Consider the following 26,227-nt stretch of genomic DNA (forward strand, 5'->3'; position numbering starts at 1 on the left):
CTTTTGCAGTCCAAAATGAGATGTAAATTATGTTAATAATCCCAGTAAAAGATGGTGAATCCATCGACAGAGCTTTAAAAAAGTACAAAAGAAAGTTTGACAAAACAGGAACTATCAGAGCTCTTAGAAGTCGTCAGCAATTCAATAAGCCTTCTGTTGTGAAGAGAGCAGCGAATACCAAAGCAGCTTACAAACAAAGAAACTTAAGCATCGAAGAACAAGCTTAAAGAAACATTTCTTTCAGAAAATACCTCAATCACTTTTCAAATACTTATATTTGGAAAGTGATTTTTTGTTGGTTATAATATGATGACAGACCGGTTTTTAGAATATATTGAAGTAGAAAAACGATATTCGCCACATACGGTGACGAGTTACCGCAAAGATTTAACTGATTTCTCAGCTTTTCTGCTAAAGACGGAATCGCATCAGGATTTTACAAAAGTCGATAAAAAGATCATTAAAAATTTTATGACCGAATTGAGTTTGTCCGGGATTTCTAAACGGAGCATCAATAGAAAACTCTCTTCTTTGCGGAGCTTTTTTCTCTTTCTGCTCAAGATTGATGAAGTGAAGGTTTCGCCGCTTGAAAGTATTCACTCCCTGAAATTTTTTGCCGAAAAACAAATTCCTTTTTCAGAAGAGGAAATGTTGGAACTCGAATCGATTGAAGGGAAGCCTAAAACCGGAAGTTTCCTGAAGGAATTAATTATCGAAACGCTGTATCAAACAGGAATGCGGAGGGCAGAATTAACAGGTCTTTTGTTTGATAATGTTGACTTTAGCAAAAAAGAAATCATGGTAACCGGTAAAGGGAATAAGTCTCGCATCATCCCTGTCTCCGAAAAACTTATTAAAGGTTTTGAACAGTATTTACCCACAAGAAAACCTCTGAAAACGGATGAGGCGTATTTTTTTGTAAGTAAAAAAGGTGAAAAACTCAATGATAAATTTGTCTATTCTGCTGTAAATTCCTACCTTGGTCTTGTTACTTCGAAGTCGAAAAAGAGCCCTCATATTTTACGGCACAGTTTTGCTACTCATGTTTTAGAAAATGGGGCTGAAATTTCTAAGCTGAAGAAATTAATGGGACATTCGTCTTTGGCCTCAACCCAGGTTTATACCACAGCGAATATTGAACAATTAAAAAAAGTGTTTAACAATGCTCATCCTAGAGCGATAAAAAATGTAGATTATGAAAATTAAAGTTCAGTCAATGGGATTGACTCCACATGCACCACTTGAAGAGTATTTAGACAAGAAACTCAATAAGTTAGAAACTTTTTATGACAAGATCCATGGCTGCCAGGTTTTTCTGAAAGTAGAAAATACCGGAGGTAAAGATAATAAGACAGCAGAGATTAAACTGGAAGTTCCGGGCGATGATATTGTAGTTAAAAAGACTTCTGCTTCTTTTGAAGAGAGTATTGATCTTTGTGCTGATGCAGCTAAAAAACTGTTAATCAAGAAGAAAGAACTTGCTTAAATTTTTTTTCATAAAAAGCATCAAAAAACTTGTAGATTTAAAATAAACTACCTTATATTTGCACTCGCAAAAACAGATAAGAAGTTCTTTTAAAATCTACAAATTTTTTTTAAAAAAAAGTATCAAAATACTTGTGGATTTAAAATAAACTACCTTATATTTGCACTCTCAAAAACAGATAAGAAGTTCTTTAAAATATTTGCCTCCGTAGCTCAGCTGGCTAGAGCAGCTGATTTGTAATCAGCAGGTCGTGGGTTCGAGTCCCTCTGGAGGCTCATTGAAAAAAATAAAATTGGGGAGGTTCCAGAGTGGCCAAATGGATCAGACTGTAACTCTGCTGTCTTACGACTTCGTAGGTTCGAATCCTACCCTCCCCACATTTTTTTCTAATTTATTTTGCGTAGTTGTAAATTTTATAGTAGATTTGCAAACCGTTTACCAACAGTTTTTGGAAACAAAAATGCGGAAGTAGCTCAGTTGGTAGAGCGTCAGCCTTCCAAGCTGAATGTCGCGAGTTCGACCCTCGTCTTCCGCTCTAAAAAATCACAACCAATACAGCGGCTTGTGATTTTTTTTTAAATTTTCGCCGACTTAGCTCAGGGGTAGAGCGTTTCCTTGGTAAGGAAGAGGTCGTGAGTTCAAATCTCATAGTTGGCTCTGTTTTAATCTCTCTTTTTTAAGGGAGATTTTTTTTTGCTTATATTTTCCTAAATTTACTTTTCAATTCTTATTATGAAAATTCTTTTGTTAGAAGATGATCTTATCCTCGCGACCGAACTGGCTGCGTTTTTGGAGGGCAGTGAATTTGAGGTAAAAAAAGTGTATGATGGCGATCTCTTCTTGCAGGAAGTTCAGCAAAATACTTATGACATCTATTTACTCGACATCAATGTGCCTACAATAAACGGCCTGGATGTTTGTGAGAAAATAAGACTGGTAGATCACAATACCCCAATCATTATGATTTCTGCCTACGGTGATTTATCGGATAAGAAAGATGCCTTCAATCGGCTTGCTGACGATTATCTGGTGAAGCCTTTTCAGTTCGAAGAGTTACTGATGAGAATTCAGTCGCTTATCAGACGGAAGAATACGCAGGAAAAGTCCGTTGACGACATTTTTTCTATTGAAGATCTTACGATTAATAAAACGGATCAGAAAGTTTTCAGGGGCGAACAGGAAATCGCACTGACGGTGAAGGAATTTCAACTTTTGGTTTTTTTGGCAGAAGCGCAGGGAAGAACGGTTTCTAAACAACAGATTACTGAACATGTCTGGGAACAGAATTTTAATACCAATACCAATACGGTCGAAGTGTACATTAATTTTTTGAGAAAGAAGATTGATAAGGATTTTGCCGTAAAATTAATTCATACCCGGTCAGGGTACGGTTATTATCTGAATGCATTATAATGAGGTCTCTTAAACGTAAAATTGCTTTAAATCTGAGCATTGCGTTTTCATTACTTTTTGGTATCGTAATGACTATTATTTATGTCTCTTTTAATTCTTTTAGAAGAGAAGAATTTAAAGACCGCTTTGTGCAAAGACTTGATTTTACAACGAATTTCATTTCACAATCTGAAGGATTTAATGAGAAAGGGCCAATCGTTTTCAGTGAAAATGCAGATAATATCCTGTTCAATGAAAATATCATTATTTTTGATGCGCGCAAAAAGTTGCTTTACAGCACGGTTAAAGATCAAAATATAACCTGGGAAAATGAGTTGCTCGACCGGCTCGACCGGGAAAAGACCATTTATACTGAAAATACAAAGCCTGAGACATACGCTGCTTTACGAAGTATCCATGGCAAAAATTATTATATCATAACCAGCGCAATCGATAGCTCTGGTCAGTCGAAACTGGCTTATCTTAAATACCTGTTGATTTTTTCTTATTTGCTGAGTATTGCGCTTATTTGGTTTTTCTGTTATTATATTATAGGTAAATTTTTGCAGCCTTTAGAAAAACTGAAGAAAGAAATTTCAGAAGTTACGGCACATAAACTTACTACTCAGATTCCGGTGAAAGCTTCCAATGACGAAATCGGTGTTTTAGCGCAGTCTTTTAATACAATGATTGTCCGGTTAAATGATGTTTTTCAGTCTCAGAAAGATTTTACAGCCAGTGCTTCTCACGAGATCCGAACTCCTTTAACGAGAATGGCTTTTCAGCTGGAGAATTTAAAAAAATCAGACCAACATTCCCCAAAAACATTAGCAGTATTGTCGCAGATTTCAAAAGAGATTTTCCAGCTGTCGGATCTTACGAATTCGCTTTTGGTGCTTACCAAATTTGATAAAGAAAATATAAAGACTATTTATGAAGAGGTAAGAATTGATGAAGTTATTTTTGATGCCTACCAAAAAGTGGAAAAAAACTTCCCGAAATTGAAAATGGATTTTCAAATTTCTGAACAGAGCGTAGAAAGTTCTCAACTGTCGGTTCTCGGAGTGAAGTCTTTATTGGAGATTGTATTTATCAATCTGTTCAAAAATGCCGCGATTTATACTGATAACGATTTCGTCAATGTAACTATTGAAGAGTCTTCACATACTTTAGTGGTAAATGTTCTTAGTTTTGGAAGCACTATTTCTGCGGAAGAACAAAAGCGTTTATTCGATCCGTTTATGAGAGGAAGTAATTCTCAAAAAACTTCCGGTTCTGGTCTGGGACTGAAAATTGTAAAACGGATTCTGGAATATCACAAAGCAACAATTTCTTATCACAGTGCGTCAGCCAACCAAAATATCTTTACGATTAACTTTCCTTTGTAGCTTTTTAAGTTTTTTTTAAGCTAAACTTAAGTTCCTTTTAAGGTTATCTCTTCATTTTTGCCCTTCTTAAAAAGGACTGATATGAATAGAATACTCGTGATCGCTCTGCTGATTTCTTCCTGCGCTTTTTCACAGAAAAAAATCACCCTTCAACAGGCAGAGCAATCTTTTGTTAAAAACAATTTGCAGCTTATCGCGCAACAGTACAATATTTCTGCTGCGGACGCAGATATTGTACAGGCAAAAATTTGGGAACTTCCGCAGGCATCTTTTGAAGCCAACGTTTTCAGCCCGGAGAATAACACCTTTTTTAATCTTGGACCCAGCAAAAGTCTGGCATTGCAGCAGCTTTTTCTGTTGGGCGGAAAAAGAAAAAATGAGATAGAATTTGCAAGATCTAATAAAGAGCTGAGCCAGCTTCAGTTTAATCAATTATTATTTGAACTTAAGTCCCAGCTGCGGGAAACTTTTTATTCCATTTATTTCGATCAGAGAAAATTAGAGAATCTCGATGGTCAGTTGGCTTTTTTAACTGATTTGGTCAAAGCATACAAAGTACAAACAGCGAAAGGAAACATCGCGCTTAAAGATGAAGTGAGGTTGCAGACAATGGTTTTGGCCCTTAATAACGAGAAATTTCAAATAAGAAATGCTGTTTTTTCTCAACTTCAGAATCTTCATACTTTGACAGGAATCAGCGACGATATTATTCCTGAAATGTCGGAAGACGAAGTTCAAATATTGATTAAAAATCAACCACTCATTTCTTTAAATGAATTAAAAAAGATCGCATTAGAACACAATGCTGATTATTTATACGGTTTAAAATCCATTGAAAACAGCAAGTCGTATTACAAATGGCAAAAATCCCTGAACATTCCCGATGTGACCGGTGGATTACAATGGAATCAAAACAGCGGTATTTTCAAAAACGAAATTAATTTTACCGTTGCAATCCCAATTCCCTTGTGGAAGCAGAATCAGGGGAACGTTCAGAAAGCGCAGATCTTAGTGGAGCAAAGTCAGAAAAATACCGACTATCAAAAACAAGAACTCGAAAATAAAATAACGGCGGCTTATCAAAACTGGCAAAATAATTATACCCAATATTTTGGTATCGAGCTGGCCGACCTCAATAATTTGAATGCGGTATATAAAGGAATGCAGAACAATTTCAGAAAAGGAAATATTACTTTGATGGACTTTACTGATTTTAGCAACAGTTATAAAGAAACTGTTTTACAAATCGACGAAATAAAAAAGCAGGTCGTGATTTCGGCTGAACAATTAAATCAACTTATACAAACTCCCATTTTCAATTAACCATGAAGAAAAATTTAATCATTTTGCTCGCCCTTTTTACCTTGATAAACTGTAAAAAAGAGGACGATAAAAAAGAGGTTGAAGCTGCAAAAGGTTTTGTTATTAGTAATCTGATGATGAAATCCACCACAGTTGTGGAAGTTAAGAACGATTACATTAAAGATGAAATAAGCTTTTTCGGAAAAATCGCAGCCGATAAAAATCAATACATCGATGTTTTTCCTCTGGTCGGCGGGAATGTAATTTCCATCAATGCGGAGCTGGGCGATTACGTGAAAAAAGGGCAGGTGCTGGCGACGATCCGGAGTACTGAAGTTGCAGGTTATCAAAAAGATTTGAGTTACGCGAAAACAGATTTAGTGGTTGCTCAGAAAAACCTTCGGGTGGCGCAGGATATGTACAACGGGAAATTGAGTACCGAAAGAGAAGTTCTGGAAGCCAAAAGCCAGGTTCAAAAAGCGGAAGATGAGCTGCGTAGATCACAATCGGTGAATCAGGTTTACAATATCAGCAAAGGAAATGTGTATTCGGTGGTTTCGCCGATCAGCGGGTATATCGTTCAGAAAAACATTAATAAAGATATGCAGCTCAGAAGCGACCGTTCAGATAATATCTTCGATGTTGCCAATACGAAGAATGTTTGGGCGATTTTAAATATTAACCAAAGTGATATTCATAAAATTTCTTTGGGGATGAAAGCGGAGGTTTCTACTTTGGCGGCACCTGATAAAGTTTTCTACGGGAAAATCGATAAAATCTTTAAAATTATCGATCCCGAAACCAATTCCATGCAGGCTAGAGTTGTTTTGGATAATGCAAACGGCGAGCTGATTCCTGAAAGCAAAGCTACCATCAAAGTCTTTAATACAGAAAATACAACCGCACTCTCTGTTCCTTCTAACGCATTAATTTTCGATGATAACCGATATTATGTCATTCTTTTTAAAAGCCAGAGTAATGTAAAAGTGCAGGAAGTAAAAGTAGCCAAACAAACTGGGAATGTTTCTTATATTTCTGATGGACTTAAAGAAGGCGACAAGGTGGTTACCAATAATCAACTGTTGTTTTACAGATCGTTAAACGAATAATTTAAGCGCTGTTTCTATTAAATGAAATCCACAAAAATTGGTTTTTAGCAAATATAAAATTCATGAATAAATTTATAAAAAATATCATTGCTTTTTCACTTAAGAATAAAGCCTTTACTTTTATTTGGGTTGCACTCCTGGCGATCTGTGGGTATATCAGTTTTAAAAATATGCCGATCGAAGCATTTCCGGATGTTACCAATACGCAGATGGTCATCATTACCCAGTGGAACGGTAGAAGCGCCGAAGAAGTAGAACGTTTCGTGACCACTCCAGTAGAATTATCGATGAGTTCCGTTCAGAAAAAATCCAGTATCAGGAGTACGACGATGTTTGGACTTTCTATTATTAAAATTATTTTTGATGATGGAGTAGATGATGCTTTTGCCAGAATTCAGGTGAACAACCAACTGCGGACCGTGAAGTTTCCCGAAGGTGCAGAGCCCGAAGTTCAGCCGCCGTACGGGCCAACCGGAGAAATCTACCGATATATTCTGCAAAGTCCGAAGAAAGATTCGCGTGAATTGTTGACGTTGCAAACCTGGGTCGTTGACCGTGCTTTGCGCGGGATTCCGGGTGTTGCAGATGTGAATGTTTTTGGCGGTCAGGAGAAAATATTTGAATTAAGCATCGATCCCAGAAAGTTGGAGCAATATAATCTGACGACCTCCCAGGTTTACAATGCCGTTAATCAGGGGAATTTAAATGTCGGCGGAGATGTCATCGAAAAAAACGGGCAGTCTTATGTGGTTCGGGGAATCGGTTTACTGAAATCCATTGCCGATATCGAAAATGTGACCATTCAAAATGACCATGGCAATCCTATTTTAATTAAAAGTGTCGCAACGGTTCACGAAAGTTCATTGCCAAGAGTCGGTCAGGCGGGCTTCAACAATCAGAATGATGTGGTCGCCGGTATTATTGTCATGCGGAAAGGAGAAAATCCTGTCGAGGTTTTGAAACTGGTTAAAGATAAAATAGAAGAACTGAATACCAAGATTTTACCTAAAGACACGAAGATAATCACCGTTTACAACCGGGAAAATTTAATGGATTTCACCACGAAAACCATTATGCATAACCTGATCGAAGGAATTATTTTCGTTACGGTAATCGTATTTCTTTTCATGGCAGATTGGCGTACGACTTTTATTGTGTCGATTATTATCCCGCTGTCGTTGCTGTTTGCTTTTCTGTGTTTAAAGATCGCGGGAATGAGTGCGAATCTGCTGTCGTTAGGCGCTGTAGATTTCGGGATCATCATTGATGGTGCCGTCGTCATGGTCGAAGGGATTTTCGTAATGCTGGATCATAAAGCCAAAAAATACGGCATGGAACGATTCAATAAACTGGCAAAGGGCGGTTGGATTAAAACCACAGGAATCGGTCTGGGGAAGGCGATTTTCTTTTCAAAATTAATTATTATCACCTCTCTTATTCCCATATTCGCTTTTCAAAAAGTGGAAGGAAAAATGTTCTCGCCTTTGGCTTTTACGTTGGGATTTGCATTGCTGGGTGCACTGCTGTTGACACTTACCCTGGTGCCTGTTCTTTCTCATTTGTTGTTGAATAAAAATGTGCGCGAAAAGAAAAATATTTTTGTAGCGTTTTGGGAACGGATTGTCGGAAAAGGTCTGGCTTTTACTTTTAGAAATAAAAAGATGAGTTTATTGGTTTCTGTGGCGTTTCTGGCAGTAACACTTTTTTCAGCACGGTTTTTAGGAACAGAATTCCTGCCGCCATTAAATGAAGGTGCCCTTTGGGTAACTGCAGAAATGCCGATGAGCATCAGTTTAAAAGAATCTTTGAAAAAAACAGAACAGCTTAAAAATACGCTGAGAAGTTTCCCTGAGGTAACAGATGTATTGTCGCAAACCGGCCGTAGTAATGATGGTACCGATCCTAATGGTTTTGGTTTTGCTCAGTTTTCGGTAAGCCTTAAACCAAAAGAAAAATGGACCAGAAAAATTACAATGGACGGTCTTATTGAAGAAATGGATGGGAAATTAAAGCAATACCAAGGAATCATCTATAATTACTCGCAACCGATTTCCGATAACGTGGCAGAAGCTGTTGCCGGTTTCAAAGCCGAAAACGGAGTGAAGATCTATGGTGACAATTTGAATACTTTGGACAAATATGCCAAACAGGTCTATGATATTTTAAAAGAGGTAGACGGCGTGAAAGAGCCGGGAATCATCAAAAATATTGGTCAGCCAGAACTGAGCGTTGTGCTGGACCGGAACAAAATGGCACAATACGGCGTGTCGCTCTCTGATGCACAATCTGTTTTGGAAACGGCATTTGGTGGAAAAACAGCTTCCGAACTTTTTGATGGTGAACGGAAATTCGATATCCGGATCCGGTATGCTGAAGAATACAGAAAAGATGAAAATGATCTTGCGCTACTGATGGTTCCCACTCAGGAAGGATCGCTGATTCCACTGAAAGAGATCGCCGAGATTCATCAGGATGATGGTGCGGCATTTATTTACCGCGATAATATTCAAAGATATATTGGAGTGAAGTTTTCGATCCGGGATCGGGATTTGGGTAGCACTATTGCTGATGCACAGAAAAAAGTAAATCAAATTAAACTACCACAAGGGTATTCAATCGGCTGGACCGGGCAATTTGAAAATCAGGAAAGGGCAACCAAGCGTTTAGCACAGGTAGTACCGATTAGTTTAGTTATGATTTTCTTCCTTTTGTTTATTTTATTTGGAAATTTAAAGGATTCTTTATTGGTTTTGGCGAATGTACCTTTTGCATTAATCGGTGGAATTATCGCCTTGCACATGACGGGGATGAACTTTGGGATTTCCGCCGGAGTAGGTTTTATCGCTCTTTTTGGCATCTGTATTCAGAACGGAGTGATTCTTCTTTCAGAATTCCACCAGAATATTAAAACGGGAATGGATATCGCTTCCGGAATTTTAGAAGGGGTAAAAGTAAGAACCAGACCGGTGGTTATGACAGCGATGATGGCGTCGGTAGGGCTTCTGCCTGCTGCACTTTCCACTGGAATTGGGTCAGAATCCCAAAAACCACTGGCGATTGTGATCATTGGCGGATTGGTTACAGCGACGGTTCTCACCTTAATGGTTTTCCCGATTATCTTCTGGATTTTCAATAAAACTAAAAAATCAGATCTATTTTATCAGAATTAAAAATTTAACATAAATTTAATTCGCAATTTTACGAATGATGTTTTTGGAAGAAAGCGAAGGTGATAAGGGGATTAAGAGTGTTTAAGAATTGTCGGACTTTATTAAAGTCGGTCTGAAAAGAAAAATGTTTTTATAAAATTAATTTATAGATTTTCTCACATAAATATTTTTCCGTAAATTTGCACTCCGGTATTTCGCTTATATATAAAATGGTGTAAATCAATATTTTTGAATGTTCAACTTTTTTTTCTTAAAAAGGTTTTCAATATTCAAAAAATGACTATATTTGCGCACCGAAAAAATGAATAATTAATTAAATAAATATTTAAATCATGGCAAAGGAAACGTTTAATCGTAACAAACCACACTTGAACATTGGTACCATCGGTCACGTAGACCATGGTAAAACTACACTTACTGCAGCAATCAGTAAAGTATTATCTGACAAAGGATTCGGAACAGCTAGAGATTTCTCTACTATTGATTCTGCACCAGAAGAAAAAGAAAGAGGTATTACAATTAATACTTCACACATTGAATATGAAACTGCAAACAGACATTACGCTCACGTAGACTGTCCAGGTCACGCCGATTATGTAAAAAACATGGTTACCGGTGCTGCTCAGATGGATGGAGCTATTTTAGTAGTAGCTGCTACAGACGGACCAATGCCTCAAACAAGAGAGCACATCCTTCTTTGTCGTCAGGTAAATGTACCTAATGTACTTGTTTTTATGAACAAAGTAGATATGGTAGATGATGCTGAGTTATTAGAATTAGTAGAAATGGAAGTAAGAGATCTTCTTTCTTCTTATGAATATGATGGAGATAACGCTCCGGTAATTCAAGGATCTGCATTAGGTGGATTAAACGGTGATGCTAAATGGGTAGCGAAAATTGAAGAATTAATGGATGCTGTTGATTCTTGGATTGAACTTCCAGTTAGAGATGTTGACAAAACTTTCTTGATGCCAATTGAAGACGTTTTCTCTATTACAGGTAGAGGTACTGTTGCAACTGGTAGAATCGAAGCTGGTGTAATTAACACTGGAGATCCAGTAGATATCGTAGGTATGGGTGATGAGAAGTTAACTTCTACTATTACCGGTGTTGAGATGTTTAGAAAAATCTTGGACAGAGGTGAAGCTGGTGATAACGTAGGTCTATTGTTGAGAGGTATTGAAAAAACCGACATCAAAAGAGGTATGGTAATCGCTAAGAAAGATTCAGTGAAGCCACACAAACACTTCAAAGCTGAGGTTTATATCCTTTCTAAAGAAGAAGGTGGTCGTCACACTCCGTTCCACAACAAATACCGTCCACAGTTCTATGTAAGAACTACAGACGTTACAGGTGAGATTTTCTTACCAGAAGGTGTAGAAATGGTAATGCCAGGAGATAACGTAACGATTACTGTAGAATTGTTGCAGCCAATCGCTCTTAACGTAGGTCTTAGATTTGCGATCAGAGAAGGAGGTAGAACAGTTGGTGCTGGTCAGGTAACTGAAATCACTGATTAATTTCTGAAAATATAATAAAGGTTCCGTAGGGAAACTTACGGAACCTTTTTTAATCTACGGGCATCGTCCAATGGTAGGATACCGGTCTCCAAAACCGTTGATCAGGGTTCGAGTCCTTGTGCCCGTGCAAATAAAAGATAATGAGTTTAGTAGATTTTATTAAAGGTTCTTATACCGAATTCAAAGACAAAGTAGAGTGGCCAAAGTGGCCAGAGTTGCAGTCATCTACCATAGTGGTAACTATTGGTACCGTGTTATTGGCTATTTTTACTTTTGGTGTAGATTCATTGTTCAGTAAATCTATTGCGAATATGATATCGCTCTTTATCAATCTGTTCAATTAAAATTATTTTCCCAAAATGAGTGACTTGAAGTGGTATGTTCTGAAATCCATCAGTGGACAGGAAAATAAGGTGAAAGCCTATATTGAGAACGAAATGAAGCATTATGGCCTTGAGGATTTTGTAACTCAAGTAGTCATTCCTATGGAAAAAGTAATCCAGATCAGAAATGGTAAAAAGGTACCCAAAGAAAAACCTTATTACCCGGGATACTTAATGGTAGAAGCTAATCTGGTAGGAGAAGTTCCTCACATTATCAAAAATATCCCAGGAGTAATTTCTTTTTTGAGCTCCACCAAAGGTGGTGATCCTGTACCAATGCGTAAATCAGAAGTGAACAGAATGCTTGGCAGAATGGATGAGCTTTCGGAGTTCGCAGTTGAAACAGCAATTCCTTTCGTAGTTGGTGAAAACGTAAAAGTAATCGATGGACCTTTCAATGGTTTCAATGGTACGGTAGAAAAACTACACGAAGACAAAAAGAAAATAGAAGTTTCAGTAATGATTTTCGGAAGAAAAACTCCAATGGAACTAAGCTTTATGCAAGTGGAAAAAGTATAATAAATTTACACATAGATTATAGAAAGAACCAATTTGATTGGTTCTTTTTTCATTTAATTCAAATTATCATTAAAAATCAATGTTTTACACTTGTGTAATTAAAAATTATTCTTAATTTTGCAATCCGAAATGTAGAGTTGTGTTTTTATATCACTTCTTTGCAGATTTATAAATGCTTCCACATTCATAAATTATTTAATTTTTTAAAAAATCAAAATGGCTAAAAAAGTCTTTAAAATGGTGAAGCTCCAAGTAAAAGGAGGAGCAGCTAATCCATCTCCACCAGTAGGTCCAGCCTTGGGTTCTGCCGGGGTGAACATTATGGAGTTTTGTAAGCAATTTAACGGAAGAACTCAAGACAAACCGGGACAAGTTTTACCTGTAGTAATTACAGTATTCGAAGACAAATCATTTGAATTCGTTATTAAAACTCCACCAGTTGCAATCCAACTTTTAGAAGCTTCAAAGCAGAAAAAAGGTTCAGGAGAGCCGAACAGACTTAAAATAGGTGCTGTTTCTTGGGATCAAGTTGGTAAAATTGCTGCGGATAAAATGGTAGATCTTAACTGCTTTACTATTGATGGTGCCCTTACAATGGTTGCCGGAACTGCAAGATCTATGGGATTGAGAGTAACAGGAACTAAACCAACTAACGCTTAAAACTTATAGAAATGGCAAAATTGACAAAAAAGCAAAAAGAAGCTTTAAGCAAAATAGAAAAAAATAAAATTTACTCCCTTGACGAAGCATCTGCTTTGGTGAAAGAAGTAAACTTTGCAAAATTTGACGCATCTGTAGATATCGCAGTTCGTTTGGGAGTTGATCCTAGAAAAGCGAACCAAATGGTAAGAGGAGTAGTTTCTCTTCCACACGGTACCGGTAAAGATGTGAAAGTATTGGCTTTGGTAACACCTGATAAAGAAGCAGAAGCAAGAGAAGCTGGTGCTGATTATGTAGGTCTTGATGAGTATTTACAGAAAATAAAAGACGGTTGGACAGATGTTGACGTTATCGTTACCATGCCAGCTGTTATGGGTAAATTAGGTCCGTTGGGTAGAATTTTAGGTCCAAGAGGTCTAATGCCAAATCCAAAATCAGGAACGGTAACCATGGAAATCGGTAAAGCGGTATCAGAAGTAAAATCAGGTAAAATTGATTTTAAAGTTGACAAATACGGTATTATCCATGCAGGAATTGGTAAAGTATCTTTCGATGCTGGTCAAATCAGAGAAAATGCTTCTGAATTAATTCAGACTTTACTTAAATTGAAACCAACTGCGTCAAAAGGTGTTTATGTGAAAAGCATTTACTTGTCTTCTACCATGAGTCCGGGTATTGCAATTGATACTAAATCTGTAAACTAAAATCTGTAAGACAATGACAAAAGAAGATAAAGTATTAGTAATACAAGAATTAAAAGAAGTGTTACAAGACGCGAAAGTTGTTTATGTAGCAAGTCTAGAAGGAATGAATGCTGCTGCGACTTCAGATTTTAGAAGACAGGCGTTCAAACAAAATATCACTGTAAAAGTTGTAAAAAACACTTTACTACAAAAAGCACTGGAGCAAATCGAAGGAGTAGATTACTCTGAAATGTTCCCTACTTTCAAAGGAAATTCAGCGTTGATGATTTCTGAAACAGCAAATGCTCCGGCAAAGTTGATTCAAGGATTCAGAAAAAAAGCAGAAGTTCCAGCATTGAAATCTGCTTATTTACAAGAAACCTTCTATGTTGGTGACGAAAACTTGGCTACACTAGTAAGCATCAAGTCTAGAGAAGAAATGATCGGTGAAATCATCACATTACTTCAGTCTCCACTTAGAAATGTACTTTCTGCACTTCAAAATAAAGATGAAGCAAACGGAAACGCTGAAGAAGCTGCTCCAGTTGCAGAAGAAACCCCAGCTGAAGAAGCTGCTCCAGAAGCAGGCGCTGAAGCAACCGATGCACCTGGTGCAGAGTAATCAGACTCAAAAAAAAATCAAATAAATCGTTCAACAATTAAAACATTATTAAAATGTCAGATTTAAAAAACTTAGCGGAAACGCTTGTAAACTTAACCGTTAAAGACGTAAATGAATTAGCTACTATCCTTAAAGATGAGTACGGAATCGAACCAGCTGCTGTAGCTGTAGCTGCTGTTGCAGGTGCAGGTGAAGCTGTTGAAGAAAAAACAGAATTCGACGTAATCCTTAAAGCTGCAGGTGCTTCTAAATTAGCAGTTGTAAAATTAGTTAAAGATTTAACTGGTGCAGGTCTTAAAGAAGCTAAAGATATGGTAGATTCAGCTCCGACTGCAATCAAAGAAGGTATCTCTAAAGACGAAGCTGAAGCTTTGAAAAAACAATTAGAAGAAGCTGGTGCTGAAGTAGAATTGAAATAATTCTTCATCAACCTTATAATAAAGCCGTTTCCTTTTAGAAGCGGCTTTTTTGATGTGTTCTTAAATCGGATGATGGTAAGTAATTCTTTGATTGGTAGATTTTTTTGTGCTTTTTGAAGGTTTTATTAGCTATTGCTGCAGAGGATTAAAGTATCGTTTCATTGTAGATGCCCCATGAATGCTTAGGAGGCACCGAAAAGACCTTTTTTGAAATTTCTAAAAAGAATACTATAGATCTGTATCCGGTAATCATGAATCACTGCCGACTGTCTTATGGTAAATTGAAGATTCTACGAAGTCAAATGAGAAAGATCGTTCCGAGTCTTCGCTGGGAATGATCATATACGTTAATAAAGGTGGGGTAAAGACTTGCCGTTTTTAATGGCTCGAAATGGACTTTCTGGAAACCCTAAAAAACGAGCAATCAATTGCTTAAGTCACTCCGTGGAGTGGCTTTTTTATTTGTTGATTCCAGATATTATATGTAACTTTGCACTCAATTTTGGCGCATATAATTGTTTACTTGACTTTAAAATATTGAATATCAACTCTTTCATCGATTGAAAGGGATTTCGTGTTTATAGCTATGTCAAACAAAAGTTACCGCCAAAATTACAGTGAAAATATTTTGCACTACGTCGTGAAAAGATATACCGATGTTGCAGTTAGGTTTAGATAAAAGACTGATAGGTAATCGATCAGAGACTTATAATAAGAATTATTCGGATAACTGCGCCAAAGTTTTCTATATCATTTTCTTATCGAGTTCGTCGCTAATCACCAATCTTTTCGTTTCCTGTTTAAACCTGATATTTTGAAAACAAAATATTTTTTAACCCTCATTCTTTAATTTTTTTATGAGTAAATCTAAAGCAGTCGCTAAAACTCAGGCCAATGAAAGAATCAATTTCTCCGAAGCAAAAGGAAAAATTGTTACCCCTGACTTTTTGGACATTCAGATCCAATCTTTCAAAGAATTTTTCCAGTTGGATACCCTTCCGGAGCAGAGACTCAAAGAATCTTTGTACAAAACCTTTGAAGAGAATTTCCCAATTACCGATTCTAGAAACAATTTCGTTTTAGAATTTTTAGATTATTTGGTAGATTCACCCCGATACTCGAGAGACGAGTGTGTAGAAAGAGGTTTAACCTATTCGGTTCCTCTTAAAGCCAGACTAAAATTGTATTGTACCGACCCGGAACACGAAGATTTCCAAACGGTAGTACAAGACGTTTATTTAGGACCGGTTCCTTATATGACGCCGTCTGGATCATTTATTATTAATGGCGCTGAGCGGGTTATCGTAACCCAGTTGCACCGTTCACCAGGTGTTTTCTTTGGTCAAACGTATCACGCCAACGGAACCAAATTGTACTATTCCCGTATTATTCCTTTTAAAGGATCCTGGATGGAATTTACAACCGACATTAATAATGTAATGTTCGCGTATATCGACCGTAAGAAAAAATTACCATTAACAACTTTGTTAAGAGCTATCGGATACGAATCCGATAAAGACATTTTACAGATTTTCGACCTTGCCGAAGAAGTGAAAGTTTCTAAAGCAGCGTTGAAAAAAGTAGAAGGAAGAGTTCTTGCAGCGAGAGTTTTGAACACCTGGTTCGAAGATTTCGTTGATGAGGATACCGGTGAAGTCGTTTCTATCGAAAGAAATGAAATCATCCTTGATAGAGAAACCGTTCTTGAAAAAGAACATGTTGAAATGATTATCGATTCCGGTGTGAAATCAATTTTGATTCACAAGGAAAATGCTAATGAATTCTCTATCATCCAGAATACATTACAAAAAGACCCTACCAACTCAGAAAAAGAAGCGGTAGAGTATATTTACCGTCAGTTGCGTAATGCAGATCCGCCCGATGAAGAAACAGCACGTGGAATTATTGAAAAATTATTCTTCTCTGAGCAACGTTATTCATTAGGTGAAGTTGGCCGTTACCGACTGAACAAAAAATTAGGATTAAATATTCCTGAAAAAACTGAAGTTTTAACCAAAGATGATATCATCGCGATCGTAAGACATTTGATCCAGTTGGTAAATTCTAAAGCGGAAGTTGATGATATTGACCACTTGTCAAACAGAAGAATTAAAACTGTTGGTGAGCAATTATCAGGACAGTTCGGGGTAGGTCTTTCGAGAATCGCCAGAACAATCCGCGAGCGTATGAACGTTAGAGATAACGAAATCTTTACGCCAATTGATTTGGTTAATGCGAAAACTTTAACCTCAGTGATCAACTCGTTCTTCGGAACCAACCAGTTGTCTCAGTTCATGGACCAAACCAACCCGCTATCAGAAATCACGCACAAGCGTAGACTTTCTGCCCTGGGACCTGGTGGTTTATCAAGAGAGAGAGCAGGTTTCGAGGTACGTGACGTTCACCATACGCACTACGGTCGTATTTGTCCGATTGAAACTCCTGAGGGACCAAACATTGGTTTGATTTCTTCTTTAGGAATTTATGCAAAAATCAATACTTTAGGTTTCATCGAAACTCCATATAGAAAAGTAGAAAACGGTAAAGTTGATTTAAAAGGAACTCAGATTTATTTAAATGCTGAAGATGAAGAAGACAGAGTAATTGCTCAGGCAAATATCGAAATGAAGGACGACGGTACCATCCTTACAGACAGAGTTATCGCTCGTTTGGATGGTGATTATCCGGTAGTGGAGCCGCAGCAGGTAGATTTGATTGATGTTGCACCAAACCAGATTTCCGGTATTTCTGCTTCATTGATTCCTTTCCTGGAGCATGATGATGCGAATAGAGCATTGATGGGATCGAATATGATGCGTCAGGCAGTTCCATTATTGAAACCGGAAGCACCAATCGTAGGTACAGGTTTAGAAAAACAGGTAGCGAGTGACTCCAGAGTCTTGATTAATGCTGAAGGAACTGGAATCGTAGAATATGTTGATGCTGATAAAATCACCATTAAATATGATAGAACTGATGACCAGAATTTAGTTTCTTTCGATTCAGGGACAAAAACTTATAAATTAACCAAATTCCGTAAAACCAACCAGAGTACCACGATTACTTTGAGACCAAACGTAAGAGTAGGTGACAAAGTAGAAAAAGGTCAGGTTCTTTGCGACGGTTATGCAACTGAAAACGGTGAATTGGCAATCGGTAGAAACCTTACTGTAGCATTTATGCCATGGAAAGGGTACAACTTTGAGGATGCGATCGTAATTAATGAAAAAGTAGTTCGTGAGGACTGGTTTACTTCAATTCACGTTGATGAATATACACTGGAAGTTCGTGATACCAAATTAGGTATGGAGGAATTGACCGCAGATATTCCTAACGTTTCAGAAGAAGCAACCAAAGATTTGGACGAAAACGGTATGATCAGAATCGGTGCTGATGTGAAGCCTGGTGATATCATGATTGGTAAGATTACGCCAAAAGGGGAATCTGATCCAACGCCGGAAGAGAAATTATTGAGAGCAATTTTCGGTGACAAAGCCGGAGATGTAAAAGATGCTTCGTTAAAAGCAGATTCTTCATTAAGAGGAGTTGTAATTAACAAGAAATTATTCTCAAGAAATATCAAAGACAAAAAGAAAAGATCCGAAGAGAAATTGAAACTTGAAGAAATCGAAAACACGTACAAAGCGAAATTCGACGAATTAAGAGGAACACTTCTTGAAAAATTAGGAACTTTAGTAAACGGTAAAACTTCTCAGGGAGTGAATAACGATCTGGCTGAAGAAATCATCGGAAAAGGAGTGAAGTTTACAACGAAACTTCTTCAGTCTGTTGAAGATTATGTAAATGTAAGCGGTGCTGACTGGACTGTTGACGCTGAACGTAATGAACTGGTTAAACAGTTAATTCATAACTACAAAATCAAATACAACGATCTGAACGGTGTTAAAAACCGTGAGAAATTTGCAATCTCAATCGGAGACGAACTTCCTGCAGGTATCATCAAATTGGCGAAAGTGTACGTTGCTAAAAAACGTAAACTGAACGTAGGTGATAAAATGGCGGGACGTCACGGTAACAAAGGGATTGTGTCAAGAATCGTTCGTGAAGAAGACATGCCGTTCTTAGAAGACGGAACTCCGGTAGATATCGTATTGAATCCACTTGGTGTACCTTCCCGTATGAACATCGGTCAGATTTACGAAACCGTTCTAGGTTGGGCTGGACAAAAATTAGGGTTGAAATTTGCAACTCCAATTTTCGACGGTGCAAGTTTAGAGCAGATTACAGAATATACCGAGCAGGCAGGTTTACCAAAATACGGCAGTACTTATCTATATGACGGTGGAACAGGTGAAAGATTCGCGCAGCCAGCAACGGTTGGGATCATTTACATGTTGAAACTGGGCCACATGGTAGATGACAAAATGCACGCACGTTCAATCGGACCTTATTCATTGATTACGCAGCAGCCGTTAGGAGGTAAAGCGCAGTTTGGTGGACAGAGATTCGGAGAGATGGAGGTTTGGGCATTGGAGGCATTTGGTGCTTCAAATATCCTGAGAGAAATCTTGACCGTGAAGTCAGATGATGTGATTGGTAGAGCAAAAACTTACGAAGCGATTGCGAAAGGAGAAGCAATGCCTGAACCAGGTATTCCGGAATCTTTCAACGTATTGCTTCATGAGTTGAAAGGTCTTGGTCTTGATGTAAGACTGGAAGAATAGAATAGAGACTTTTAGACGTGAGATTAGAGATTTTAATTGCTCTACTCGCCGCTCTCTCAATCTTTTAATCTAAATTTAAACAAATGTCAAACAAAAATAAAACAAGTAATTTTAGTAAAATTACAATTGGTCTTTCTTCACCGGAATCTATTTTACAGGATTCAAGAGGTGAAGTTTTAAAGCCCGAAACAATTAACTACCGTACGCACAAGCCGGAAAGAGATGGTCTTTTCTGCGAAAAAATATTCGGTCCTGTTAAGGATTACGAATGTGCCTGTGGGAAATACAAAAGGATCCGATACAAAGGAATCGTTTGTGACCGTTGTGGTGTAGAGGTTACTGAGAAAAAAGTACGTAGAGAAAGAATCGGGCATATCGGCCTGGTTGTTCCTGTGGCTCATATCTGGTACTTCCGTTCTTTACCGAATAAAATCGGGTATCTTTTAGGATTGCCGTCTAAGAAATTAGACATGATCATCTATTATGAAAGATATGTTGTCATTCAGCAAGGTATGGCTAAAAGAGCCGATGGTGCTGACTTCGATGATAAAGAATTCTTAACAGAAGAAGAATATCTGGATGTTCTGGAAACTCTTCCTGCGGACAATCAATATCTTGATGATGCTGATCCGAACAAATTCATCGCGAAGATGGGTGCGGAAGCAGTGGAGCAGTTATTGAGCAGAATCGATCTTGATACCTTATCATTCGACCTGCGTCACAAAGCGCACAACGAATCTTCAAAACAAAGAAGAACAGAAGCATTAAAAAGACTGAACGTTGTAGAAGCGATCAGAGGAGCAAATACCAGAATGGTTAACCGTCCGGAATGGATGATTATGAGAGTGCTTCCTGTAATTCCACCAGAATTGAGACCTTTGGTTCCATTGGATGGTGGTCGTTTTGCGACTTCGGATTTAAATGACCTTTACAGAAGAGTAATCATTAGAAATAACCGTTTAAAAAGACTTTTGGAAATTAAAGCTCCGGAAGTAATCTTGAGAAACGAAAAAAGAATGTTGCAGGAATCTGTAGATTCATTATTCGATAACACCAGAAAATCTTCTGCAGTAAAATCGGAATCCAACAGACCATTGAAATCACTTTCTGATTCATTGAAAGGTAAACAGGGTCGTTTCCGTCAAAACTTACTGGGAAAACGTGTGGATTATTCTGCCCGTTCCGTAATCGTCGTTGGACCAAACCTGAAACTTCACGAATGCGGTATTCCAAAAGATATGGCAGCGGAATTGTACAAACCGTTCATCATCAGAAAACTGATTGAAAGAGGAATTGTAAAAACCGTAAAATCGGCGAAAAGAATCATTGATAGAAAAGAGCCAGTTGTTTATGACATCCTGGAAGGAATCATCAAAGGTCACCCGGTTCTTTTGAACAGAGCGCCTACTCTTCACAGATTGGGTATCCAGGCATTCCAGCCGAAAATGATCGAAGGAAAAGCAATCCAGCTTCACCCATTGTGTACCACTGCATTTAATGCGGATTTTGATGGTGACCAGATGGCGGTGCATTTACCTTTAGGTCCTGAGGCAATCTTAGAAGCACAACTTCTGATGTTAGGTTCTCAGAATATCTTGAACCCTGCAAACGGTTCTCCAATTACGGTACCTTCTCAGGATATGGTTTTGGGTCTGTATTATATGACCAAAGAATTATCCTCAACGGATGACATGAAAGTACTGGGTGAAGGCCTGGCTTTCTATTCTCCACAAGAAGTAGAAATTGCTTATGCAGAAGGAAAAGTTTCCCTGAATGCAAAAGTAAGATGTAGAGTTCCTGTAAAAGAAGAAGGTGAATTGATAACCCGATTGGTAGAAACAACTGCCGGTAGAGTATTATTCAACCAGATTGTTCCTGAAGGGGTAGGATTTGTTAACGAACTTTTAACCAAGAAATCATTGAGAAATGTTATTGGTAGAATTTTAGCGGATACAGATTTCCCTACAACCGTAGACTTCTTAGATGATATGAAAGACTTAGGTTATTCCCACGCATTCCGCGGAGGATTATCCTTTAGTTTAGGTGATATCGTAATTCCTGTTGAAAAGAAAGACATGATTGCAACGGCTGTAGAAACAGTAGATGAAATCAAGGCTAACTATAACATGGGATTGATTACCGATACAGAGCGTTATAACCAGGTCATTGATGTTTGGACGAACACCAACGCAGGATTAACTGAGATGATTATGAGCAGAATGAAAACCGATCAAGGTGGATTCAATTCTGTTTATATGATGCTTGATTCTGGAGCAAGGGGTTCCAAAGAGCAGATCCGTCAGCTTTCAGGAATGAGGGGATTGATGGCAAAACCACAAAAAGCCGGTTCATCTGGAGCAGAGATTATTGAAAACCCGATTGTAGCCAACTTTAAAGAAGGTCTTTCAATTTTAGAATACTTTATCTCTACTCACGGTGCGCGTAAAGGTCTTGCGGATACCGCACTGAAAACTGCCGATGCTGGTTATTTGACCAGAAGATTGGTAGACGTTGCACAGGATGTAATCATTACTGAAAACGACTGTGGAACTTTAAGAGGAACAGAAATTACTCCACTTAAGAAAAATGACGAAATCGTTGAACGTATTTCTGAAAGAGTTTTAGGTAGAGTTTCTTTACACAACGTTTATGATCCGGAAACCGATGAAATCGTCGTAGAAGCTGATCAACTGATCAATGAAGCTTACGCGAAAAAAATCGAAGCAGCTGGAATTGACAGTGTAGAAGTTCGTTCTCCATTAACTTGTGAAGCGAAAAAAGGAATCTGTGCAGCATGTTACGGTCGTAACTTAGCAACAGGTAAACCTATTCACATGGGTGAAGCGGTAGGAGTTATCGCAGCACAATCCATCGGTGAGCCAGGAACTCAGTTAACATTGAGAACCTTCCACCAAGGGGGAACTGCAGGAAATATCTCAGAAAACCCTTCTATCGTTGCAAGACGTGATGGTATCGTGGAAATGGACGAAATTAGAACCGTTACTTCTGAAAACGAAGCCGGTAAAAAAGCAGAAATCGTAGTTTCCCGTTCAACAGAATTCCGTTTGGTAGCAGACAATGCTGCAAGAACGCCGTTGATGGTTGCCAATATTCCTTATGGATCTGAATTGGCGGTGAAACCGGGAGATAAAGTACTAAAAGGAGATTTAATCTGTAAGTGGGATCCGTATAATGCGGTAATCATCGCTGAATCTGCAGGTAAGATCGAATATGAAGACATTATTCAGGGTATTTCATTCTCACTGGAGATTGATGAGCAGACCGGTTTCGAAGAGAAAGTAATTTCTGAATCCAGAAACAAGAAAGCCGTACCAACCCTGAAAGTTGTGGATTCTAAAGGAGTTGAGCAAAAAGCATACAACTTACCGGTAGGAGCACACATCATGGTCAACGATGGTGAGAAAATTAAGGCCGGTAAAGTAATGATCAAGATTCCAAGAAAATCTGCTAAATCAGGAGATATTACAGGGGGTCTACCGAGAGTTACCGAATTGTTCGAAGCGAGAAATCCTTCAAACCCTGCGGTAGTTACGGAAATCGACGGAGTGGTATCTTACGGTAAAATCAAAAGAGGTAACCGTGAGTTGATCGTAGAAGCAAAAACCGGCGAAATCACTAAATATTTAGTGAAATTATCCAACCAGATTTTGGTTCAGGAAAATGACTTCGTAAGAGCTGGATCACCATTATCAAATGGATCTACCACACCGGATGACATCTTGAAAATTAAAGGGCCAACTGCCGTACAGGAATATTTGGTGAATGAAATTCAGGAAGTTTACCGTCTGCAAGGGGTGAAAATCGATGATAAACACTTTGAAATTATTGTGCGTCAGATGATGACCAAAGTTTCAATTGTTGATGGTGGAGATACTCAGTTCTTAGAAGGTGCACTGGAACATAAAGGGGATTTCTTAGAAGAAAACAACCGCGTGTTCGGTCTTAAAGTAGTTGTGGAAGCCGGTGATTCGAAAGAATTCAAACCAGGTCAAATGATTACCACCAAAGAATTAAGAGATGAGAACTCTAAACTGAGACGCGAGGATCTGGCTTTAGTAGAAGTTCGTGACGCACTTCCAGCAACCGCAACACCGGTATTGCAGGGAATTACAAGAGCGGCGCTACAAACCAAATCATTCATGTCTGCAGCCTCTTTCCAGGAAACAACGAAAGTATTGAACGAAGCGGCAGTTTCAGGAAAAGTAGATTACCTGAGCGGTCTGAAAGAAAACGTAATTGTAGGACACAGAATTCCTGCAGGTACCGGTCTGAAAGACTACCAAAACGTGATCGTGGGTTCTAAAAAAGAATTCGAAGACATTAATTAAGACGGATAGATAATAGATGGATAGATAATAGACAGATAGATCATAATATGTTTCTATCGTCTATTAGTCTATCATCCAAAAGTCTATTATCTAAAAGTCTATCATCTAAAAATAAAATTTAAAATATTAAAAAAAATGGACAACAATCAAAATCAAAACCAAGATCCAAACAACATCAACATTCAGTTAAACGAAATGGTTGCGGCCGGCGTTTACTGTAACTTAGCTTTAGTAAATCATTCTCCATCAGAATTCGTAGTAGATTTCATCCAAATGATGCCAGGAGTTCAGCAGGCTAATGTAAGATCAAGAGTAATCTTGGCTCCGTTACACGCAAAAAGAGTAATGGCTGCATTGCAACAAAACATCAATAACTACGAACAACAATTCGGCGAAATCAAAGAAATTGAGCCGTTCGTATTAGGAGGAAACAACGTACAGGCATAAAATTTTCTATTTTGGCAAAGTTCCAAACTTTGCCAAAGTTTTTCAAAATAGAAATCCCGGTTCATTCAGTTGAATCGGGATTTTTTTGTTTAACAGATTAATGAGAAGCATCAAAATCTTCGCTTCCCAGACCACCGGTCGCGCTGTCCGCTGTATCTTTCTTATCTCGTCTGAGGACGAGCCAAGAAAGGATGCCGCTCCCATCGCGGCTAGGTTGAAGGGATGTTTCTATCTTCAAAGAAATACGCAATCGTTGAAAATTTGTGCATTCGCAGCTTTTCCTGAAAACAATAAATTCTTACCGAATTTTGCCAAACCTTCCGGAAATTCCTATCTTCCTCAAAAATATTACCTCTTTCCAATGCAAAAATCAATCTTCCTTCTCCTCTTTATTTTCTTCGGAACCTTAACTATTCCAGCATCTTTTCAATATTCACCCCAAACCGACCAACTTATTCTAAAAGTAAAAGTAATCGGTGTAAAAGACGGCGATACGGTTGAGGTTTTGTATTACCAACTTCCCATGGTCATTCGGCTCGAGCATATCGATGCGCCGGAAAAGAAACAGGCGTTCGGCACTGTTTCAAAACAGAAACTTTCAGAATTGTGTTTCGGGAAAAATGTGACCCTCATCAGCAAAGGAAAAAAAGGAAACTATGATGGACGCGGACGTATGATCGCCGAGATTTACGTGAACGATAAAATCTGCGCCAACAAAGAAATGGTGAAGTCAGGTTTGGCCTGGCACTATAAAAAATATTCAAAAAGTGGGGAATATGCGCAGTTGGAAAATATGGCAAGAAGAAATAGAGTAGGCCTTTGGGCAGATAAAAGTGTAACAGCTCCCTGAGATTTCAGAAAATAGTTTATCAATAAACTAATCTAATTGGAATTTTTCTTTTCCACCCCGTGAGCAACAACTTTTGCTACCTTTTGAAGACTTTTTAAAATCAAACTTTTGCGCGTTTTGCGGTTTGAAAAAATAAATATCAAAAAAGCGTAACGTAACAATTTATAATGTGAACTTAAAAACGCAATATGTTCCATCTTTAAATTAAACTTTTGCGCCTTTTGTGGTTTAAAAAAATAAATATCAAAAGAGCGCAACGTAACAATTTATAATGTGAACTTAAAAACACAATATGTTCCATCTTTAAATTAAACTTTTGCGCCTTTTGTGGTTTAAAAAAATAAATATCAAAAGAGCGCAACGTAACAATTTATAATGTGAACTTAAAAACGCAATATGTTCCATCTTTAAATTAAACTTTTGCGCCTTTTGTGGTTTAAAAAAATAAATATCAAAAGAGCGCAACGTAACAATTTATAATGTGAACTTAAAAACGCAATATGTTCTATCTTTAAATTAAACTTTTGTGACTTTTGTGGTTTATAAAAAATTAGCCCTTAACTTTGTAAAAAATTAATCAATGTTGCAGATCAAATCTTTTGTTTTTAATCCTTTTTCACAGAATACCTATGTCGTTTTTAATGATAATAAAGACGCTTACATTATCGATCCCGGAAATTTCTCCGATGAAGAAACCGCTGTTTTAGAAAAATTCATCTCCGACAATCAACTGAAAGTTCAGCATATTCTTTTAACTCACGCGCATATCGATCATGTTTTGGGTTTGCAGAAAGCATCTGACAAATACAAGGTTCCTGTCCTGATGCATCCAATTGAACAGGAAATTCTGGATCGCAATCCTATGGACGCAAACAGGTTTGGATTTTTCTTTAAACCCTTTGAAGGAAAAATTTCTTATGTCAAAGAAGACGAAATTCTCAGTTTAGGAAAAGATGAATTTAAAATTATTCATATTCCCGGACACTCACCGGGAAGTATTGCTTTTTATAATGAAACTCAGAAATTCATGATTTCGGGAGATGTTTTATTTGAAGGAAGTATCGGCCGAACCGATTTATACAAAGGCGATCACGACCAACTTATCAGCAATATCAAGTCGAAACTCTTTGTTCTTGATGCAGAAACAAAAGTGTACAGCGGCCACGGAAATCCCACCACGATTGGGTTTGAGAAAAATTACAGTCCTTATTTCTAAAAGTAAAAAGGTTAAAGTAAAAAGAGC

The 26,227-nt window shown here is 37.8% G+C and carries 20 protein-coding genes and 5 tRNA genes; all 25 read left to right on the top strand.

The annotated features are described in order from the left end of the window. The first annotated feature begins 29 nt into the window (after positions 1-29). The 25 genes from rpsU (at position 30) to NBC122_RS07300 (ending at position 26,200) form a co-directional block, all read left to right on the top strand. Positions 30-227, top strand: coding sequence for a 30S ribosomal protein S21 (gene rpsU, locus NBC122_RS07180; protein WP_133439727.1), 198 nt, complete (start codon positions 30-32; stop codon positions 225-227). 82 nt (positions 228-309) lie between these two features. Continuing rightward, positions 310-1,206 (top strand): tyrosine-type recombinase/integrase, encoded by an 897-nt coding sequence (locus NBC122_RS07185; RefSeq protein WP_133441077.1) that lies wholly within the window; start codon positions 310-312, stop codon positions 1,204-1,206. Next, positions 1,196-1,486: an HPF/RaiA family ribosome-associated protein gene (locus NBC122_RS07190; RefSeq protein ID WP_133439728.1), complete on the top strand. Its 291-nt coding sequence runs from the start codon at positions 1,196-1,198 to the stop codon at positions 1,484-1,486. Before NBC122_RS07185 ends, NBC122_RS07190 begins: the two co-directional genes overlap by 11 nt. A 201-nt stretch (positions 1,487-1,687) precedes the next feature. Continuing rightward, a tRNA-Thr gene (locus NBC122_RS07195) sits at positions 1,688-1,761 on the top strand. A 19-nt stretch (positions 1,762-1,780) separates the two neighbouring features. Continuing rightward, positions 1,781-1,863: transfer RNA gene (locus NBC122_RS07200), tRNA-Tyr, on the top strand. A gap of 85 nt (positions 1,864-1,948) precedes the next feature. Continuing rightward, a tRNA-Gly gene (locus tag NBC122_RS07205) sits at positions 1,949-2,021 on the top strand. Between the two features lie 50 nt (positions 2,022-2,071). Continuing rightward, positions 2,072-2,143: transfer RNA gene (locus tag NBC122_RS07210), tRNA-Thr, on the top strand. 75 nt (positions 2,144-2,218) lie between these two features. Continuing rightward, positions 2,219-2,899 (top strand): response regulator transcription factor, encoded by a 681-nt coding sequence (locus NBC122_RS07215; RefSeq protein ID WP_133439729.1) that lies wholly within the window; start codon positions 2,219-2,221, stop codon positions 2,897-2,899. Beyond that, on the top strand, positions 2,899-4,266 hold the full coding sequence (locus NBC122_RS07220) for a sensor histidine kinase (protein ID WP_133439730.1): 1,368 nt from the start codon (positions 2,899-2,901) through the stop codon (positions 4,264-4,266). Before NBC122_RS07215 ends, NBC122_RS07220 begins: the two co-directional genes overlap by 1 nt. Before the next feature lie 81 nt (positions 4,267-4,347). Further along, the gene (locus NBC122_RS07225; RefSeq protein ID WP_185145781.1) at positions 4,348-5,589 is read left to right on the top strand and encodes a TolC family protein; all 1,242 of its coding nucleotides are present in this window, start codon (positions 4,348-4,350) and stop codon (positions 5,587-5,589) included. Positions 5,590-5,591: 2 nt separating this feature from the next. Further along, entirely contained in the window at positions 5,592-6,677 is a 1,086-nt protein-coding gene (locus NBC122_RS07230) for an efflux RND transporter periplasmic adaptor subunit (protein ID WP_133439731.1), read from the top strand. Between the two features lie 62 nt (positions 6,678-6,739). Continuing rightward, complete coding sequence (locus tag NBC122_RS07235; protein ID WP_133439732.1) at positions 6,740-9,847, top strand: efflux RND transporter permease subunit; 3,108 nt, start codon at positions 6,740-6,742, stop codon at positions 9,845-9,847. Positions 9,848-10,179: 332 nt separating this feature from the next. Then, positions 10,180-11,367 (top strand): elongation factor Tu, encoded by a 1,188-nt coding sequence (gene tuf, locus NBC122_RS07240; protein ID WP_133439733.1) that lies wholly within the window; start codon positions 10,180-10,182, stop codon positions 11,365-11,367. Positions 11,368-11,423: 56 nt separating this feature from the next. Further along, positions 11,424-11,494 (top strand) — tRNA-Trp (locus tag NBC122_RS07245). 13 nt (positions 11,495-11,507) lie between these two features. Further along, positions 11,508-11,711, top strand: a complete 204-nt coding sequence (secE, locus tag NBC122_RS07250) for a preprotein translocase subunit SecE (protein ID WP_133439734.1) — start codon at positions 11,508-11,510, stop codon at positions 11,709-11,711. A gap of 15 nt (positions 11,712-11,726) precedes the next feature. Next, positions 11,727-12,269 (top strand): transcription termination/antitermination protein NusG, encoded by a 543-nt coding sequence (gene nusG, locus NBC122_RS07255; RefSeq protein ID WP_133439735.1) that lies wholly within the window; start codon positions 11,727-11,729, stop codon positions 12,267-12,269. A 216-nt stretch (positions 12,270-12,485) separates the two neighbouring features. Next, positions 12,486-12,929: a 50S ribosomal protein L11 gene (gene rplK, locus NBC122_RS07260; protein WP_133439736.1), complete on the top strand. Its 444-nt coding sequence runs from the start codon at positions 12,486-12,488 to the stop codon at positions 12,927-12,929. A gap of 11 nt (positions 12,930-12,940) precedes the next feature. Then, the gene (gene rplA, locus NBC122_RS07265) at positions 12,941-13,633 is read left to right on the top strand and encodes a 50S ribosomal protein L1 (RefSeq protein ID WP_133439737.1); all 693 of its coding nucleotides are present in this window, start codon (positions 12,941-12,943) and stop codon (positions 13,631-13,633) included. 13 nt (positions 13,634-13,646) lie between these two features. Further along, the gene (rplJ, locus tag NBC122_RS07270) at positions 13,647-14,234 is read left to right on the top strand and encodes a 50S ribosomal protein L10 (RefSeq protein ID WP_133439738.1); all 588 of its coding nucleotides are present in this window, start codon (positions 13,647-13,649) and stop codon (positions 14,232-14,234) included. A 53-nt stretch (positions 14,235-14,287) separates the two neighbouring features. After that, the gene (gene rplL / locus NBC122_RS07275) at positions 14,288-14,653 is read left to right on the top strand and encodes a 50S ribosomal protein L7/L12 (RefSeq protein ID WP_133439739.1); all 366 of its coding nucleotides are present in this window, start codon (positions 14,288-14,290) and stop codon (positions 14,651-14,653) included. 857 nt (positions 14,654-15,510) lie between these two features. Beyond that, complete coding sequence (gene rpoB / locus NBC122_RS07280) at positions 15,511-19,338, top strand: DNA-directed RNA polymerase subunit beta (protein WP_133439740.1); 3,828 nt, start codon at positions 15,511-15,513, stop codon at positions 19,336-19,338. An 83-nt stretch (positions 19,339-19,421) separates the two neighbouring features. After that, a complete protein-coding gene (gene rpoC, locus NBC122_RS07285) occupies positions 19,422-23,687 on the top strand; it encodes a DNA-directed RNA polymerase subunit beta' (RefSeq protein WP_133439741.1) in 4,266 nt (1,421 codons plus the stop codon). A 135-nt stretch (positions 23,688-23,822) separates the two neighbouring features. Then, the gene (locus NBC122_RS07290) at positions 23,823-24,134 is read left to right on the top strand and encodes a DUF3467 domain-containing protein (protein WP_133439742.1); all 312 of its coding nucleotides are present in this window, start codon (positions 23,823-23,825) and stop codon (positions 24,132-24,134) included. Positions 24,135-24,234: 100 nt separating this feature from the next. Next, positions 24,235-24,984: a thermonuclease family protein gene (locus NBC122_RS07295; RefSeq protein WP_246012475.1), complete on the top strand. Its 750-nt coding sequence runs from the start codon at positions 24,235-24,237 to the stop codon at positions 24,982-24,984. 580 nt (positions 24,985-25,564) lie between these two features. Further along, positions 25,565-26,200, top strand: a complete 636-nt coding sequence (locus NBC122_RS07300) for an MBL fold metallo-hydrolase (protein ID WP_133439743.1) — start codon at positions 25,565-25,567, stop codon at positions 26,198-26,200. Positions 26,201-26,227: the final 27 nt, after the last annotated feature.

Source organism: Chryseobacterium salivictor (assembly GCF_004359195.1).
In the GTDB taxonomy this organism is placed as follows: Bacteria; Bacteroidota; Bacteroidia; order Flavobacteriales; family Weeksellaceae; genus Kaistella; species Kaistella salivictor.

Bases quoted from the DNA above. Each gene is read 5' to 3' on its own strand.
- rpsU (WP_133439727.1), top strand. From the start codon at position 30: ATGTTAATAATCCCAGTAAAAGATGGTGAATCCATCGACAGAGCTTTA.
- NBC122_RS07185 (WP_133441077.1), top strand. From the start codon at position 310: ATGACAGACCGGTTTTTAGAATATATTGAAGTAGAAAAACGATATTCG.
- NBC122_RS07190 (WP_133439728.1), top strand. From the start codon at position 1,196: ATGAAAATTAAAGTTCAGTCAATGGGATTGACTCCACATGCACCACTT.
- NBC122_RS07215 (WP_133439729.1), top strand. From the start codon at position 2,219: ATGAAAATTCTTTTGTTAGAAGATGATCTTATCCTCGCGACCGAACTG.
- NBC122_RS07220 (WP_133439730.1), top strand. From the start codon at position 2,899: ATGAGGTCTCTTAAACGTAAAATTGCTTTAAATCTGAGCATTGCGTTT.
- NBC122_RS07225 (WP_185145781.1), top strand. From the start codon at position 4,348: ATGAATAGAATACTCGTGATCGCTCTGCTGATTTCTTCCTGCGCTTTT.
- NBC122_RS07230 (WP_133439731.1), top strand. From the start codon at position 5,592: ATGAAGAAAAATTTAATCATTTTGCTCGCCCTTTTTACCTTGATAAAC.
- NBC122_RS07235 (WP_133439732.1), top strand. From the start codon at position 6,740: ATGAATAAATTTATAAAAAATATCATTGCTTTTTCACTTAAGAATAAA.
- tuf (WP_133439733.1), top strand. From the start codon at position 10,180: ATGGCAAAGGAAACGTTTAATCGTAACAAACCACACTTGAACATTGGT.
- secE (WP_133439734.1), top strand. From the start codon at position 11,508: ATGAGTTTAGTAGATTTTATTAAAGGTTCTTATACCGAATTCAAAGAC.
- nusG (WP_133439735.1), top strand. From the start codon at position 11,727: ATGAGTGACTTGAAGTGGTATGTTCTGAAATCCATCAGTGGACAGGAA.
- rplK (WP_133439736.1), top strand. From the start codon at position 12,486: ATGGCTAAAAAAGTCTTTAAAATGGTGAAGCTCCAAGTAAAAGGAGGA.
- rplA (WP_133439737.1), top strand. From the start codon at position 12,941: ATGGCAAAATTGACAAAAAAGCAAAAAGAAGCTTTAAGCAAAATAGAA.
- rplJ (WP_133439738.1), top strand. From the start codon at position 13,647: ATGACAAAAGAAGATAAAGTATTAGTAATACAAGAATTAAAAGAAGTG.
- rplL (WP_133439739.1), top strand. From the start codon at position 14,288: ATGTCAGATTTAAAAAACTTAGCGGAAACGCTTGTAAACTTAACCGTT.
- rpoB (WP_133439740.1), top strand. From the start codon at position 15,511: ATGAGTAAATCTAAAGCAGTCGCTAAAACTCAGGCCAATGAAAGAATC.
- rpoC (WP_133439741.1), top strand. From the start codon at position 19,422: ATGTCAAACAAAAATAAAACAAGTAATTTTAGTAAAATTACAATTGGT.
- NBC122_RS07290 (WP_133439742.1), top strand. From the start codon at position 23,823: ATGGACAACAATCAAAATCAAAACCAAGATCCAAACAACATCAACATT.
- NBC122_RS07295 (WP_246012475.1), top strand. From the start codon at position 24,235: ATGAGAAGCATCAAAATCTTCGCTTCCCAGACCACCGGTCGCGCTGTC.
- NBC122_RS07300 (WP_133439743.1), top strand. From the start codon at position 25,565: ATGTTGCAGATCAAATCTTTTGTTTTTAATCCTTTTTCACAGAATACC.